The sequence below is a fragment of the Sporomusa termitida genome (assembly GCF_007641255.1).
Classification (GTDB): Bacteria; Bacillota; Negativicutes; order Sporomusales; family Sporomusaceae; genus Sporomusa; species Sporomusa termitida.
Window position 1 is genome coordinate 2,428,356 of the sequence record NZ_CP036259.1, and the last position, 14,915, is coordinate 2,443,270.

At 50.7% G+C, this 14,915-nt stretch carries 14 protein-coding genes; 8 read left to right on the top strand and 6 right to left on the bottom strand.

Annotated elements, in window-relative coordinates; translation table 11 throughout:
- The first annotated feature begins 20 nt into the window (after positions 1–20).
- Positions 21–596: a helix-turn-helix domain-containing protein gene (locus SPTER_RS11335; protein ID WP_144350509.1), complete on the top strand. Its 576-nt coding sequence runs from the start codon at positions 21–23 to the stop codon at positions 594–596.
- Positions 597–757: 161 nt separating this feature from the next.
- On the opposite strand, the gene holA is transcribed toward SPTER_RS11335, so the two are convergent.
- The 3 genes from holA to SPTER_RS11350 are packed head-to-tail and all read right to left on the bottom strand — an operon-like array spanning position 758 to position 4,786.
- Positions 758–1,804, bottom strand: a complete 1,047-nt coding sequence (gene holA, locus SPTER_RS11340; RefSeq protein WP_144350510.1) for a DNA polymerase III subunit delta — start codon at positions 1,802–1,804, stop codon at positions 758–760.
- A gap of 19 nt (positions 1,805–1,823) precedes the next feature.
- A complete protein-coding gene (locus tag SPTER_RS11345; RefSeq protein WP_144350511.1) occupies positions 1,824–4,211 on the bottom strand; it encodes a DNA internalization-related competence protein ComEC/Rec2 in 2,388 nt (795 codons plus the stop codon).
- A gap of 2 nt (positions 4,212–4,213) precedes the next feature.
- Positions 4,214–4,786 carry a ComEA family DNA-binding protein gene (locus SPTER_RS11350; protein ID WP_144350512.1) on the bottom strand — a complete coding sequence of 191 codons (573 nt, stop codon included), beginning with the start codon at positions 4,784–4,786 and terminating at the stop codon, positions 4,214–4,216.
- 214 nt (positions 4,787–5,000) lie between these two features.
- Between SPTER_RS11350 and bioB (SPTER_RS11355) the strand changes: the two genes are divergently transcribed.
- Both bioB (SPTER_RS11355) and bioB (SPTER_RS11360) read left to right on the top strand, forming a co-directional pair.
- A complete protein-coding gene (gene bioB / locus SPTER_RS11355; protein ID WP_144350513.1) occupies positions 5,001–5,990 on the top strand; it encodes a biotin synthase BioB in 990 nt (329 codons plus the stop codon).
- A 13-nt stretch (positions 5,991–6,003) separates the two neighbouring features.
- A complete protein-coding gene (gene bioB / locus SPTER_RS11360) occupies positions 6,004–6,990 on the top strand; it encodes a biotin synthase BioB (protein WP_144350514.1) in 987 nt (328 codons plus the stop codon).
- A 53-nt stretch (positions 6,991–7,043) separates the two neighbouring features.
- Here the strand turns inward: bioB (SPTER_RS11360) and SPTER_RS11365 are convergent, their stop codons facing one another.
- The 3 genes from SPTER_RS11365 to SPTER_RS11375 all read right to left on the bottom strand — a co-directional run bounded on the left by SPTER_RS11365 (position 7,044) and on the right by SPTER_RS11375 (position 8,834).
- Positions 7,044–7,502, bottom strand: a complete 459-nt coding sequence (locus tag SPTER_RS11365) for a hypothetical protein (RefSeq protein ID WP_144350515.1) — start codon at positions 7,500–7,502, stop codon at positions 7,044–7,046.
- A 144-nt stretch (positions 7,503–7,646) separates the two neighbouring features.
- On the bottom strand, positions 7,647–7,913 hold the full coding sequence (locus tag SPTER_RS11370; RefSeq protein WP_211367543.1) for a DUF1294 domain-containing protein: 267 nt from the start codon (positions 7,911–7,913) through the stop codon (positions 7,647–7,649).
- A gap of 60 nt (positions 7,914–7,973) precedes the next feature.
- Entirely contained in the window at positions 7,974–8,834 is an 861-nt protein-coding gene (locus SPTER_RS11375; RefSeq protein ID WP_144350516.1) for a methylenetetrahydrofolate reductase, read from the bottom strand.
- 428 nt (positions 8,835–9,262) lie between these two features.
- Between SPTER_RS11375 and SPTER_RS11380 the strand changes: the two genes are divergently transcribed.
- The 5 genes from SPTER_RS11380 (at position 9,263) to SPTER_RS11400 (ending at position 14,849) form a co-directional block, all read left to right on the top strand.
- A complete protein-coding gene (locus tag SPTER_RS11380; RefSeq protein WP_211367545.1) occupies positions 9,263–10,429 on the top strand; it encodes a twin-arginine translocation signal domain-containing protein in 1,167 nt (388 codons plus the stop codon).
- 129 nt (positions 10,430–10,558) lie between these two features.
- Positions 10,559–12,355, top strand: coding sequence for an alkaline phosphatase (locus SPTER_RS11385; protein ID WP_246105579.1), 1,797 nt, complete (start codon positions 10,559–10,561; stop codon positions 12,353–12,355).
- Between the two features lie 25 nt (positions 12,356–12,380).
- Positions 12,381–12,920 carry a hypothetical protein gene (locus tag SPTER_RS11390; protein ID WP_144350517.1) on the top strand — a complete coding sequence of 180 codons (540 nt, stop codon included), beginning with the start codon at positions 12,381–12,383 and terminating at the stop codon, positions 12,918–12,920.
- Complete coding sequence (locus SPTER_RS11395; RefSeq protein WP_170233238.1) at positions 12,898–13,620, top strand: ABC transporter ATP-binding protein; 723 nt, start codon at positions 12,898–12,900, stop codon at positions 13,618–13,620. Before SPTER_RS11390 ends, SPTER_RS11395 begins: the two co-directional genes overlap by 23 nt.
- Positions 13,617–14,849 carry an ABC transporter permease gene (locus SPTER_RS11400; protein WP_246105580.1) on the top strand — a complete coding sequence of 411 codons (1,233 nt, stop codon included), beginning with the start codon at positions 13,617–13,619 and terminating at the stop codon, positions 14,847–14,849. The genes SPTER_RS11395 and SPTER_RS11400 overlap by 4 nt, the downstream gene beginning before the upstream one ends.
- Positions 14,850–14,915 lie beyond the last annotated feature (66 nt).

The following is a 14,915-nucleotide window of genomic DNA, read 5'->3' on the forward strand; positions in this document are numbered from 1 at the left end:
ACCAGCTACAGGAGGTTGTTATGTCGTTTGGAAAAAACGTAAAACTTGCTCGAATTGAAAAAAAACTTTCATTGCAAGAATTAGCTAGTCTGTCTGGTGTGAGTGTATCCATGCTGTCAAAAATTGAACGGGGAGAAAAAACTCCTACCATCCGGGTTGCCGCGCAAATAGCCCAGGGATTGCGGCTGTCAATTAGCTATCTTCTTAACGATGACTTTCACGCCAGCGTATCTATTGTTAAAAAAAATCAGCGTAAAGTGCTCTATGACCCTGTATCCAAGATTGAAAGCTTAATTGTTTCCCCGGCTAATGATGTGAGTGCTCTGAAAATATTTCAGGTTTCATTGCCTAAGTCCGCCTCCACCGGAACATTACCGCCGCTGAATGCGGGGGGGAGAATATATCTGATTGTCGCCAAAGGCAAAATTACTGTCCTGCTGGACTCCGGTATTTACGACTTGGCTGAGGGTGACTGCATCCTGTTTGATGCCAATGTAACCCATGAAATATTAAATTCAGGCGATGATGAAGCTCAATATTTTTCAATTAACGACCGCTACGGCTTAAAGCTTATACCGCCGGCAGAGTTTGAATAAAAAACGATAATTATACTATAGTATAATTATTCTACCAACATTGAATTAATCCTTTAGGGCTTAAAGATTTTTTTAAAAAAGCCGCTAACCAGTTTTGGTTAGCGGCTTTTTTAAAACCTACATAACATTCTTACAATGTATTTATACACTTCTTTTGTATATCATTGCAACTCGCACAATTCAATGATTATTCTTTCCAGCACTACCGGTCCGGTCCGGCCTGATTTTAAATCCCGGTCAGCAGCAGCCAAATTCAGCATGGCTGTTTTTAGTTTACTAATAGTAAAAGACCGACTTTGGTTAGCCAGTTTTTCACCAATAAAACCCGGCACTTTTAGCGACTCAGCGATCTCACGGCCGGCATACCCGTTATTCAACAAGTCTTTAACCTGCCATAACTGCCTGATTTGCCGGACCAAAAGAGCCAGTATCCGGACCGGGTGTTCACCTGCTGCAAGCTGTTCACGCAGCAGGGCAATGGCCTGCAGGGTTTGCCGCTGGCTCAACGCTTCAATCATTGCGAAGATGGATACTTCCGGAACTGCTGATAAAATTTCCCGTAAATCCTGCCGGGTAACCGGCGTCCGTCCGGCCGTGTACAAGGTGATTTTTTCCAATTCATTATTGATAAAGTCCAGTGAGATTTGCGGCATCAGGCTAACTGCCGCCAGTAAATGCTCCTGAGCATCAGGTGTCATTGTTACCTGGAGCTCACCCAGCCGTTCATTCAGCCAGCCCCGCAAATCCCGGCCCTTAATGGGCGCCACTTCCAAAACCACACCATTCTTCTCCAGGGCTTTATAGAGTTTACGCCGCTTATCAGCCCTGTCGGCAGTAATAAATAATAGATAGCTGTAGTCCGGCATATTGTTAAATACAGATAACAGCCGTTCCGTGGCGGCGTCAGCCTTTTCCTGCCCATCATCACTGCTGTTTTTACGGCCGGCACTAAATAAAGCAGTATTACGGACAATGATGAGATTTTTAGCCCCCATAAAGGGTATTGTCTCAATCGTATTGACCAGTTCTGCCGCCGGTGGATCAGACTCAAACACGATAAGGTTCATATCCCGGTCTTCGGGCGCCACAACACGGTTGATTAATGCTTGTTCCACCTGCCGCGCATAGTAGGTTTCCTCGCCGTAGATAAGGTAAACAGGCGCAATTTTATTTTGCTTTATGGCTGTAAGTACTGCTTTGTAATCCATATTTCACCATTCTTACTTATTATTTTACGAATGTATCAACTTTAATATTTTTACCATCTGATTGAAAGACTATGGCGCCCTGCTTATCGGTCCGGTATATTAATGATTTTATTGCCTGTAGACGTTGCAGTGTCTCCGGGTGCGGATGACCAAACCGGTTGCCGTAACCAACAGAAATAACGGCATATTCAGGAGCTGCTGCCTGAAGAAACGGCTCAGTACTGGATGTTTTAGAGCCATGGTGACCTACCTTCAGCACCGTACAGGGCAAAACTCCCTGCTTCAGCAAGGCGGCCTCGCCCCGGGCTTCCAGATCACCGGTAATTAGAAATGTATGCTGGCCATAGGTGATTCTAATTACGCTGGATACTTCATTGCCGGCGGCCGGCTGGTGTCTGAGCGCCCCATCACCAACCGCCTGCTCAATGCGGAAGGCTACCCCATCAAGCTGGAAACTCTGACCAGCATAAGCAGGAATCACCGTAATTACAGGTTTGGTGTGCAGCAGAGCCTGTACCGCCGGCGAAAATTCTTCCCGCGCCAGCAGGACATGATTAATTTTTATTGCCCCGGCCACGCCGGCTGCTCCCCCGGCGTGATCCTGGTGCCCGTGTGTCAGGATTAAATAATCGACTGCCGTTACGCCATAATGCTTAAGATAAGGGGCAACGACCCGCTCCCCGACATCAAAACCAGAACTGCCGAAACTCCCGCCGGCATCTACCAGTACCGCCTTGCCGTGCGGTGTAACCACTAAGGCGGCATCCCCCTGCCCGACATCAATAAAGTGTACAGCCAACGGCCTTGGATACCAGCTATACGCCGCCAATACCCCGGCCGCCAGGATGACAGCCAGCAGCCCCAGCCGCGGATACTGCCGGCAAAGCTGCCCTGGTCCGGGGCCATGAAACGGCCGCCAGCCATACATCCAGGCTAACAGCAAATAGTAACAGGCACTGCCGGTCAGTCCCACAGAGGGTATGTAAACAGAACTAAACGGCAAGGCTGCCAGCAGAGCGGTAATCATCATAACACAGCCTATCAACAGGCTGCTGACAACAAACACGATATTGCCAAATCCGGGAGCAACCATAAAAATCATAACCCCGGCCAGTCCCAGGATAATGACTAATTCAATAATGGGCAGGACAACAATATTGGCAACGACAGATATTGGCGGGAAACTGTTAAAATGCCAGGCAATCAGCGGCAGCACGCCTAACTGGGCACTCACAGTCACGGCGAACGGCCCGGCAAGCCACGCCGGCAACCGGGCTACACTGTCCAGTGTCCGCTGATATAAAAATACCAGGCCGGCGGTGGCGCCAAACGACAATTGAAAACTAATATCATACAACAGGAGCGGCTGATAGGCAAGCATTCCCAGGGCCGTAACCGCCAGCGCGGCCGGGGCATGGTTTTCCCGGCCGGCGGCCACGGCGGTCAGGCTGATTAACCCCATCACAGCCGCGCGTATTACCGGCGGTGTAAGCCCGCTTAGGCAGGCATACACCATGACGCCCAAAGCAGCTAACGCGGCCGTCGTCAATGAACCTAGCCGCAGCCAGCTGCCCAGCCATCTTAACAGACCGGCCACAAGTGCCATATGGGCGCCGGAAACCGATAAGATGTGGATCAACCCGGTTGTGGCAAAATCATGAATCACATTTTTATTTATCCCTTGATAACCGCCAAATAACAGGGCTGTTAAAACAGCCGCATCATTTACCGGCATTACCTTTAGTAATGATTTAGCAATTCCCTGCTGCCAGTCAGCAAGTATTTCACGCCAGGAAAACGTATTACCGGCCATGATAATCTTAATAGTTTGACCTTGTGTCGACATACGGGCCGTGATATTCTGCCGTTTAAGGGCGGCTGTCATATCAATCTGGCCGGGATTATTATAGCCGTGCAATGCCAGAATCCTGCCATTTACCTGGATGGTGTCACCATAGGCTGCCGGTTTAAGCCTCCGGTCCGGATAACGGGCAGTGACCGAAATCTTACCGCTAGCCTGTATAAACGCTCCGGCCGGTGCCGGTTTTATTTTTTGCACACTGACTATATATTTTACCTGCCGGCTGTCCGGTTCAGTTTCTGTTACCACCGGCACCGCAGCAATAACGCCGGCAAGAACAGCGGTCTGGCCCGTATAATAACCGATATCGTCGGCCCGTATAAGCCTGTCCTGGGTATAGTGAAGCATGCCGGCAATAAAAAACAGGCCTAGCAGCGGCCAAAATGCCTGCCTGCTTTTAGCAGCAACACGCCCCGCACTGACCAGCAGCAGCAAGACCGCCAGCCCGGTAAGAACCGGCAGCTTCCAGCTGTATAGGCCGGCCTGCCAGATGCCTGCGGCAAAGGCAGCGCTGATAAACACAAGAATATTGTGATGCCAGTCCATAATTATAATACAATTTTATCTTTAAACTGATTATATTTAGAGTCACCAATACCTGGTACATTCTTGATATCGGCAAGGTCTTGAAACGGCCCGTTGGCTGTACGGTAGTCAATAATACGGTCCGCTAAGGCCGGTCCGATCCCAGGCAGCTTATCCAACTCTGCTGGGGAAGCAGTATTTATATTTACCCGGTCACCAGACCCGGCGGCACTGACGCCCGGCGGCACTGACGGTGTTCCGGTTACGGCAACGACACGATAGGGAACATTGACTTGCATTTCATCTTTCAGCTGGAGCGCCAGATTAATTTTGACAACATCTGCTCCCGGGGCAAACCCCCCGGCCATGGTAACAGCATCAATCACCCTGCTGCCGTAAGACAATTTATATACACCGGGCTTAACAACCCCGCCACAGACATAAACGACAACATCACTGCCTGTTCCCTGATCGGCAGCTGTATTTGCCGTTGTCTGCTCATCACTGTCTTTTTGCCAAAAACCGTGGAAGCTATAGGCCAGTATCCCGCATGCCAGCCCAATAATAAGCAGCAGCTTTTTCTGCAGAATTCCCATATACCCTACCCCGCACTTTATGTTTTGAGATATATTTCAACAGATAAGAATAATTTCCTGCAATACTTTCAATTTTTTGCCAGCAAACAGGCGTCGTTTTTTGTTAACCCTCTTTTAATTATAGGTTTACAATAGGTCGCCAAGGGTGTAATATATTTATTAAAATAATTAACCCCGTCTTCAACTCAGTTAACAATACGAAGGAGAACAAGCAATGGCTGCCAACTACATTGTTACGCTCGGGGAAATGGTCCTGGGAGGCTACACAATTACGGCGGCAGAGGCCCTGGCCCTGGCCGCTGCCGCCGAAGAGGACATTCTGCTGCTGGGCGCTTACGCCCATAAGATCCGCGCTAAATTTGCCGGCCCGGCTGTTGAAATGTGCGGCATAATCAATGCCCGTTCCGGCCTGTGTACGGAAGACTGCAAATTTTGCGCCCAGTCCGTTTACCATCAAACAAGCTGTACCATATTTCCCCTTATCTCACACAATACAGCGTTAGAGAAAATCAACCGGCTGCGCCAAGACGGCATCCGGCGGGCCAGTCTTGTTACCAGCGGCAAAGGCATGGAAACCGACCCGGACTTCGACAGGATTGTCGCCCTCATCCAATATATCAGCCAGCAATCAGACACCGGTATCTGTGCAAATTTAGGCACTGTCAGTCAGGAGCAGGCGCTCCTGTTAATGCGGGCAGGGGTTAAACGCTATGCGCATAACCTGGAAACCAGTGAACGCTTTTACCCGGGAGTGTGCACCACGCATCCCTACCGGGAACGCTTTGACACCCTGCTAGCCGCCAAAAACGCCGGTCTTGAGCTTTGTTCCGGCGGCATTATCGGGCTTGGCGAAACCTGGGAGGACCGGATTGATCTGGCTTTAACCCTCCGGGAGCTGGATGTGGCCTCGGTGCCAATTAACATTCTGAACCCGATAGCAGGCACTGCGTTTGCAGCCCAGCCCCCCTTATCGCCCCTTGAAATTCTGAAAACGTTTGCCATCTTTCGTTTTATTTTACCCGCCAAGGTAATTCGTCCGGCCGGCGGCCGGGAAATAAACCTGCGAGATATGCAGGGGGCTGTGATGCTTACCGGCGCCAACGGACTGATTGCCGGCAATTATCTGACCTTTAGCGGCCGCGATACCGCTAAAGATTTTACAATGGTCTATGATGCGGGGTTAAGACCCCATTTAGGAGATTGACAGGAGGCAAACTATGAGTTATAAATTAATTTTTGAACTGGGAGCAAAGGTTTTGCAACAAGAGCCCCTCACCTTTGAAGAAGCAATCAGACTGACTACAATTGATGAAGCCGATATTCCGATCCTGCTGGGAATTGCCAATAAGGTCCGGATCACGTTTACCGGCAATCAGGTAGATACCTGCGAAATTATTAATGCCCGCTCCGGTTCCTGCTCTGAAGACTGTAAATTTTGTGCCCAGTCGGCGCATCACGACGTCCAGTGTGCAGTGTATCCATTAATGGGCCAGGAACAACTCCTGCAAGCGGCCAAAAAAGCCGAAGCCCATGGTGCATACCGTTTTTGCATTGTAACTGCCGGCTGCGGCATGAAAAACGATCCTGATTTTGATCAGATTACGGCAGCCATCCAAAAAATTGGCCGGGAAACAGGCCTGGAACGCTGTTGTTCCCTGGGAATACTCACTCCCGATCATGTGAAAGGGTTAAAAGCAGCAGGTATTACCCGCTACCATCACAACCTCGAAACAAGCAAAAGCTTTTTTCCGCAAATCTGTACTACCCATACCTACGAGGAACGGGTTGAAACCATTAAAAATGTCAAAGCCGCAGGCCTTGAGGTCTGTTCCGGCGGGATTATCGGTCTGGGCGAAACCTGGGAGCAAAGAGTGGAACTCGCCTTTGCCTTAAGAGATCTCGATGTGGACTCGATACCTGTTAATGTCCTGAATCCGGTCCTGGGAACGGCGCTGGCCAACCAGAAGCCGCTGCCGCCGCTGGAGGTGCTGCAGTCCTTTGCCATCTTCCGGCTGATATTGCCTAATAAGATTATCCGCTATGCCGGCGGACGCGAACAAGCCCTGGGTGAGCTTGTGCCGCTCGGCTTCCTTTCCGGCATCAACGGCATGCTGATCGGCAACTATCTCACCACAACCGGCCGGGGGGCAGCCGCCGATCTCGAAACGGTAAGGCGGTTAGGGCTCATTCCAATTGCCCAGTAGAGGAATAAAGCATATAAGACGAGAGCATCCGTAATCGGTGCTCTCGTCTTATATTAAATACCGCTTAACAGTTGAGCCAGGACTTTATATTTTGCATCACGAAAGGCCTGATCATAATCAACAATATACCATTCACCGTCAATTCTTTCCAAACCGACCGGTTTAATGACAATCCCCATCGAATTCTGTTCCGGCTGCAAAGTAGCAAGTGTGGCCGCATAATTCCCCTGTTGGGCTACTTTTGTTACTGAGAGTAAATTGGCATTCTTAATAGAAGAACGGCTTTGTCCGGTAACATATTTTAACACGGTCTTCGTATCGCTGGCAGATGACGGTGATACATACAGTGCGGCCTCTTTCATACGATCATTTTGGGCTGCAGTAAAAAATGTTTGCACTACCGCTTCCGGTGACAGACCTGACTCACGTGTAAGATCAGAGCCCCCGCCACACCCTGCTGTTACCAGCAAGACCAGGCTTAGCAGCGCAACTAAGATAAACTTGTTTCTCATAATTAGTTTTTTCCACCCCTTTACGACATTATGGCAACAAGATATATCCGTATTATATCATACAGCCCCCCGGATGTGCGCTGTTAATTCCTGCCTGCATAATGGTAAGCAGGACGTAAGGCAGGCAGCGGCGGCAGCAATTATTTACAGCCAGCGAAAATAGTAATAGCCGAACAGGTTCATCAGAAACAGGACAGGGAGCCAGATGAGGAAAGCTTTATGTTTTGTCTTATGCCGGAAGCTGTACATTCCGCACCATATCCCGCCAGCCCCGCCCCAGAATGCACAGAGCAGCAGCGTTCGCTCACTGATGCGTTGTCCCTGTTTCCGGGCCTGGTTCTTATCATACCGCATTAAACCATATGTGACCGTATTCCACAGGATCAGCAATAATTCAACCTCTCCGTTCACACCGTTGATAGACTTCCCTCCAGTCCCAGTGCCTGAATTTTATGTACCGGCAGACGTTAGCTAAGATTCGCCCCGCAGCTTTTTGGTAAAATCAATCAATTGGTTAGTTACCGCCACATCGCCCATACCAAAGATGTGGAATCCGTCCACCTGCCGGTAGACTTGCCTGATAAACTCACAGGCGATCGCAAAGCCGCTCTTCCCCTGCTCCAGTTCAGCAAGAATATTGGCCGGAACAGTTACTCCGGCTACATGCTTATTAATAAAGTCTCCCATCTTAAGGCTTTTTAAGGGCATGATGCCTAATAAAACCGGTTTACGCAAAGTCTTAGCCTGATTTATAAATTTTTCGGCCTGCCCGGCGTCATAAACAGGCTGGGTCTGGAAAAAATCAGCACCGGCATTAGTCTTTTTTTCCATGTTAGCCAGTTCCGCTGCCATATTCGCCGCCGCCGGGGTTGCGGTAGCCGCCACGGTGAATTGGGTAGGACCTGTAAAAGCCGCGCCATTGGCATCCTGGCCCTGGTTAAGGCTGTTGATAAGCGCAATCAGCCCGGCGGTATTATAATCATAAACCGCCTTGGACTGATAAGGACCGTGCTGCGGCCCATCACCGGTCGTAGGCAGCAAATACCTGATCCCCAATGCATGGGCGCCAAGCAAATCAGCCTGAGTTCCCAGCAAGCTGCGGTCCCGGCAGGTATAATGAGGAATTGTTTCTATACCTGTCTCCCGCTTAATAACAGCAGCGGCCATGATCGAATTCATGCGCAGTCTGGCGTTCGGGCAATCATGGATATTAATGGCATCCAGGCCCTGGTACTGCCTGACCCTGGCAATACTTTCGCCGATATCGGTGCCATTGATACCGCCTAACTCAGTGGTGAAAACAAAAGACTTCCCGAGTTTACTGATTAACATTTTTGTATTCCTCCCCTTTGTTTTTTGTATTAGTATTCCATAAGCGACAGCCAGTTCCTTTATTGTAACCGGCGGCCCCGAAAAATCAGAGACAGGGTTCCGGACCCGCCGGGCCGGCAATTCATCACCGGCGATATGGAGGGCAATAATATTTCACCAATTGTTCTGGCATATTCCAGTGTCTCCACCACCACACGGGTAGGCGCCGAACCAGGGACAATAACCGTATTTTTCCGCTTGTTAGGACCGCGCTATTGCCGGTGTAATAACATCCGGCCAAAAATTTTTGTTGTCTCTAGCTAAAATAAAGGTAGCTGCCTGGGCCTGTTTTGTCCATTGCTAATTTTTTACAGTAATTTAATGTTAAGTTAACATCGGCGGGCAAATAATCAGGTATGCTGATAGAAACAAAACCAGGAGGGATTTGATTGAGTAATTCAACCGGCGAAACCAACATGCACTTGAACCGGCGGGACTTTATCAAGATATCGGCAGGCGCTATGGCAGCACTGGCAGCCACAACCCTACCATTGCCGGCAACGGCGAAAGCCCCGGCAGTAAAAGCAACTCCAATCACGCTCACCGCGTGCCTGGCTCTGGACCCAACAACGATGTCCGAAAAATCGGCCTACGTAAAATCAGCCTATGAGTACCTGCTAAAGACAGCCAATGAAATTCAGGCGGCCGGCCTCCGCCGGGCAACACTTGAAATTCTCCATAACCCGGCCCCGCGCCTCATGGAGCTATATCCGGGTGTGGCTGCGAAAGAACAGGTCAGGACCCGCCTGGTGTCGGCAGGCTACATTAAACCTACTGCTGCTGTCGATGAATTTCTGCCGCCATGCAGCAATCCCCGGCAAACCGTACTCCCTTTCTATGCTGCTCCCGGCAGCGGCTATAGCAGCCATCATTCATACCCGGGCGGGCTTGCCACCCATGTCGCGGTAAACGTAAAAGCAGCTTTGGGCTTCTTCAATGCCTATAAAGAGGTGTCGGGTCTGCCGATGGACAGGGATATAGTTATCGCCGCCCAAACACTGCACGATCTCCATAAACCCTGGGTATTCCAATGGCAAAAGGACGGCACTGCCCGGACAGAATATCCCCTCGCCGGGACCGGTTCACACCATGTTCTCAGTCTGGCCGAGTTAATCCACCGCAGATTTCCGGCCGCGGTTATTACCGCCCAGGCCTGCGCCCATAACCATCCGGGCACTGCCGCCGACGAGCAGGAGGTCGTAAACTGGTTAAAAGCAGCAGCAATCCTGGCCCAGCAGGATGCTGTCAGCCTCGGTCTTTTGGCCTCTGATGGCCAAACCCTGCCTTTGCCCCGCCGTACGGAAGGCTTCATTACTCATTTGGGCGATCATGACTGGGTATTATCTGTTCCTGCGGCCAGGTGGATGATAGGCAAGCTGGGCGAAATCGCGCAACAGGAATATCACCTGACTGCAGCAGACCTGCAAACCGCAGCCTTCTATAGTTTTAGAAACTATATCTTTTCCCAGGCTACCCTGGAACAATTATATGCAATCTGGACGATTAAAGGGGAAACGGCGTTAGTAGATACGGTAAAAACTCTAATCAGGCTGTAACATCTTACTGCCGCCGACCGCTAGATACTAAAAATTTACAAAAAAATTACCTGATCTTAACACTAAAAGTATTACTTGTCTTTACAATTGAACTTAACTAACCTATAAAAATTTAAGGAGGTCTTGATCTTGCGCCAGCATTTTTTCCGTTGCTTAAAGGTCAAAATTACAAAATTTATTGCGGCAGGCATGGTGGTTACCTGCTTATTTGGCAGTGTAAGCCTTGGGTTTGCCGCCCCTCAACCCTCGCCAATTACGATATTGCCTATTGATCGTGCCAAATTTGTCTCAGGCCAGCTGTTTGATTTTCTCATAGAAGTCAAAGATGCTGATCCGGATAGGATTCAGGTTACGGTAAATGGTGTTACCGCCGATAAATATTTTGGCAAAGGCGCCGCCACAGACCGGGAAGCTTCTTTGGCTACATACCGCATCAACAATGTTGCCTTCAAAAAACCCGGTAAAGTCGAAATCGCGGTGAAGGCAACCGGGACTGCCGGCTTATCCACCCGCACTGTCAAATATGATGTCGTCAATCCGGTTGCCCCAAAACGGGCCAAAAATGTGATCTTGTTTGTTGGCGACGGTATGAGCCTGCAGGCCCGCCAAATGGCCCGCATTCTCTCGCAAGGTATTACCGAAGGCAAATACAATGATCTGCTGGCCATGGAAAAACTGTCTAATACGGCCATCATCACCACCTCCGGCTACGACTCCCTCGTAACGGACTCGGCCAACAGTGCCTCCGCCTACGCCACCGGCCATAAAGCCGTGGTTAACGCGATGGGGACTTATGCCAATAGTACCGCAGACCCCTTTGATGATCCGAATGTAGAAAACATTGTGGAACTGGTCAAACGCAGCCGCGGTATGGCTACCGGGCTTGTATCAACAGCCAATATTACCGACGCCACCCCGGCCGCCATGGTGGCCCACACCCGTAAACGGGCTGAACAAAACTTTATTGCCGAAACAATGCTTGATCCCCGTCACCGCCCTGATGTAATTTTAGGCGGCGGTTCCCGGCATTTCCTCCCCCTGAGTACGCCCGGTTCTAAGCGGACCGACAACAAAAATATCATTGATGAGTTTAAAAAACTTGGCTATCGTTTTTCGGGCACCAAAAGCGAGCTGCTGGCTACCCCGCCCAACACAGACAAGCTGCTGGGACTCTACCAGCTTGATAATATGAATGTGTATCTGGACCGGGAAATGCTTAAGAACCCCAAAGTGCTCGGGGGTTTTGACGATCAGCCCACCCTGATGGACATGACGCAAACAGCCATCGATACGTTAAGCAAAAATCCTAAAGGGTTTTTCCTGATGGTCGAAGGCGCCTCCATTGATAAACAATTGCATGCCATGGACTGGCAGCGGGCTACCTATGACACGATTGAGCTGGACAAATCAATAGCCATTGCCAAAGAGTTTGCCCGCAAAAATAAAGATACCCTGATCGTCGTCGTTGCCGATCATGCCCATGGCGCCAGTATTACCGGCACTTATCATGAGCTTGACGGGAAGAAAGGGCGGGAAGCGGTACGTATTTATGCCAATGCCGGCTGGCCCACCTTTGCAGACAACGACAAAGACGGCTTCCCGGACAGCCCCAGCCCGGATATCACGCTGGCTGTCCAATACGCCAACCACCCCGACTATAAAGAGGATTATAAGTTTAAGGCTGAACCTACCGTTCCCGCCATTATGGCTAATAATAAAGCCATTGCCAACCCGCAAACCAGCGGTGAGTTCTATCCGGGCAATATCCCGTCCTCCGACCCGTCTGAGGTGCATTCGGCTGATGACATCATCCTGAATGCCGACGGTCCCGGAGCGGATTATTTTAACGGTGTTATGGATAACACCGAGGTTTTCTTTGGTATTGTCAGAGCCTTAGGCCTTGACGGCAACCGCAATGTAAAATAAATCCCCTTTTTTGGAGGCTCCTCACATGGCTAAAATAATGAGAATTGGCATAAGTTTCGTGCTGGTCCTGCTGGCGGCCGGCTCTTTCCCTGGCCCTCCGCCCGCAAAACAGACGGTTCCTTACCAGGAGCCGTCCCTTTTCTTGCGAACAGCAGCAGCGGCACCGTTTTGGAGCGATTGGCTGTCCGGACCGCCAACCCGGCTCGAATTTGATGAATTCTACAGCAAGGCCTCCGCCTTGGGTCTCAGCTTCTCCGACAAACTCCAGCGCTTGCAGGGCCGGCGGATCCAAATAACCGGCTTTATGGCTCCGCCGCTGAAACCAACGTTATCCTTTTTCGTGCTAACCCAGACACCGATGTCTATCTGCCCGTTCTGCTCATCAGATGCCGACTGGCCCAGCAATATAGTTGTGGTAACATTGCCCGAGCCTCTAACTGCCCTGCCTTTTGATCAGCCGGTAACAGTGACCGGCATCCTGGAGCTTGGCAGCCAGCTTGATGAGGAAACAGGCTTTGTCAGTCTTGTCCGTATCCGGGCGGATGATGTTGAGAAATCTGAATAACGATGCTGATGAAAGGAGACTAACGATGCTGGAAGTGCGCAGCCTGATTAAAAAAGTTCACCAGCCGGGTGGTGAACCACTTACCATAGCCCAGGTCGAGCATTTATTTGTTGCCGCGGGCGAACAGCTTATTATTGCCGGCCCCAGCGGTTCCGGCAAAACAACCCTGCTGCATATGATTGCCGGTCTTACCGCGCCTACGGCCGGTGAATTATTCTGGGATAAAAAAAGGCTTGACTTACTGTCCGCGGGCGAGCGGGACACCTGGCGGGCCCATAATCTCGGCTATATTTTTCAGAACTTTAATCTTCTTAACAGCCTGAGCGCAGTGGAAAACATCATGGTTGCCGCCGCTTTTGGCGGGGAAAAACGGCAAGACCGGCGGCACCAAAAGAGCATGAATTTATTGCTGCAGGTCGGTTTGGCCGACAAAGCCGCCTATAAACCAAACCGCTTAAGTACCGGCGAGCAGCAACGGGTAGCGGTAGCCCGGGCTTTAGTTAACAAGCCGGCACTCATTTTAGCAGACGAGCCTACTGCCAGCCTGGACCGTGACAATGTCAAGCTGGTGCTGAAGCTGCTGCAGGCACTATGTGCTGCAAACCACAGTACCCTCCTGCTGGCTACTCACGACCAGGAGGTTATCGCCGGCTTCCCCCGTATTTTTGCAATGCGCCGGCCAGGGAGGAATGAGGTATGATTCACTTGCTCATTGCCTGGCGGAACCTATGCCAAAAATCTTTGACCAGTCTATTAGCCATCGCGGTCGTCAGTACGGCGGTGGCGATGACCATTATCGTTATGCTGCTGGCTTCCAGCCTCCGTCACGGTCTTGTTCTGGCTACAGAGCCCTTTGATCTGATTGCCGGTGCCAAAGGCAGCCCCAATCAGCTGGTACTTAATACCGTATTTCTCCAGGATGTGCCGATTGGCAATATTGACTACTCGCTCATCAAAAAACTCTCAGCCAATCCCCTCGTAGAATCAGTTATACCTTTAGGGTTTGGTGATAATTATCATGGTTACCGGCTGGTCGGCACTGAACAGGCGATCTTCGAGCACCGCAGCCGGCCCGGACAGTTTCCCTGGCTGCAGCTCGACCGGGGAAAACCATTTCAGGCTGAATACGAAGCCGTAATCGGCGCCAAAGTTGCCAAAGACACCGGCCTCACCGTAGGCGCTGCTTTTGCTTCCGCCCATGGCGTAACCGCCGGTGGCCAAGGCCATGGCAGCAAACAGTTCACGGTGGTCGGGATTATGAAGCCAGTCCTTGGTCCTTACGACCAGGCGATACTGGTACCGCTGACCAGCCTCTGGGCTATGCATCAGCATGAACCGGCCGGTGCCGAACAACACGCGGCGGCGATTGAAGCAGAGCACGATCATGAACATGATGACCAGGGCACAACTGCCATTCTGATCAAGCCCCGGGGTTATGCTGAAGCCATGAGTTTATATCAGCAGTTCCAAAAAGATACTCAGGTTCAGGTTGTCTTTCCTTCCCAGGTAATAGCCCGGTTATTCTCGGTACTGAGTGACAGTGAACAAATACTTAAATTGATAGGTTTTGCGGCATTTGCCATGACCTTGCTGCTGGTCGCTTTTGCCCTGTACTGGTCGGCCCTTATCCGCAGCCGCGACCGCGCCATCTTACGGGCTATCGGCGGCAGCTGGCAGGATCTTGCGGTCATTGTGCTGCTTGAAGGGCTAATGCTGGTTTGGTCCGGCATATTGACCGGAGTTTTACTGGGCCATGGCGTTTTCTCCTGCCTGGCCTCTATCCTGCAGCAAAAGACGGCCATTGCTGCAATTAACACAGTGTCGCCCACGGAGCTGGTGGCAATAGCCGCTGTTTTGCTGACTGGCGTGCTTGCCAGCATCATTCCTGCGCTCTGCTCGGCAAAAATGTCCATATCAGCAGACCTGTAAACATTAAAATTCAGCTGAACCTCTGCCCTGAAGCAGAATATAATATACCAGCATTTCTGACTGCGA

Excerpts from the sequence above, each read along its gene's own strand:
- SPTER_RS11335 (WP_144350509.1), top strand. The coding sequence starts at position 21 with ATGTCGTTTGGAAAAAACGTAAAACTTGCTCGAATTGAAAAAAAACTT.
- holA (WP_144350510.1), bottom strand. The coding sequence starts at position 1,804 with ATGGATTACAAAGCAGTACTTACAGCCATAAAGCAAAATAAAATTGCG.
- SPTER_RS11345 (WP_144350511.1), bottom strand. The coding sequence starts at position 4,211 with ATGGACTGGCATCACAATATTCTTGTGTTTATCAGCGCTGCCTTTGCC.
- SPTER_RS11350 (WP_144350512.1), bottom strand. The coding sequence starts at position 4,786 with ATGGGAATTCTGCAGAAAAAGCTGCTGCTTATTATTGGGCTGGCATGC.
- bioB (WP_144350513.1), top strand. The coding sequence starts at position 5,001 with ATGGCTGCCAACTACATTGTTACGCTCGGGGAAATGGTCCTGGGAGGC.
- bioB (WP_144350514.1), top strand. The coding sequence starts at position 6,004 with ATGAGTTATAAATTAATTTTTGAACTGGGAGCAAAGGTTTTGCAACAA.
- SPTER_RS11365 (WP_144350515.1), bottom strand. The coding sequence starts at position 7,502 with ATGAGAAACAAGTTTATCTTAGTTGCGCTGCTAAGCCTGGTCTTGCTG.
- SPTER_RS11375 (WP_144350516.1), bottom strand. The coding sequence starts at position 8,834 with ATGTTAATCAGTAAACTCGGGAAGTCTTTTGTTTTCACCACTGAGTTA.
- SPTER_RS11390 (WP_144350517.1), top strand. The coding sequence starts at position 12,381 with ATGGCTAAAATAATGAGAATTGGCATAAGTTTCGTGCTGGTCCTGCTG.
- SPTER_RS11395 (WP_170233238.1), top strand. The coding sequence starts at position 12,898 with ATGATGTTGAGAAATCTGAATAACGATGCTGATGAAAGGAGACTAACG.
- SPTER_RS11400 (WP_246105580.1), top strand. The coding sequence starts at position 13,617 with ATGATTCACTTGCTCATTGCCTGGCGGAACCTATGCCAAAAATCTTTG.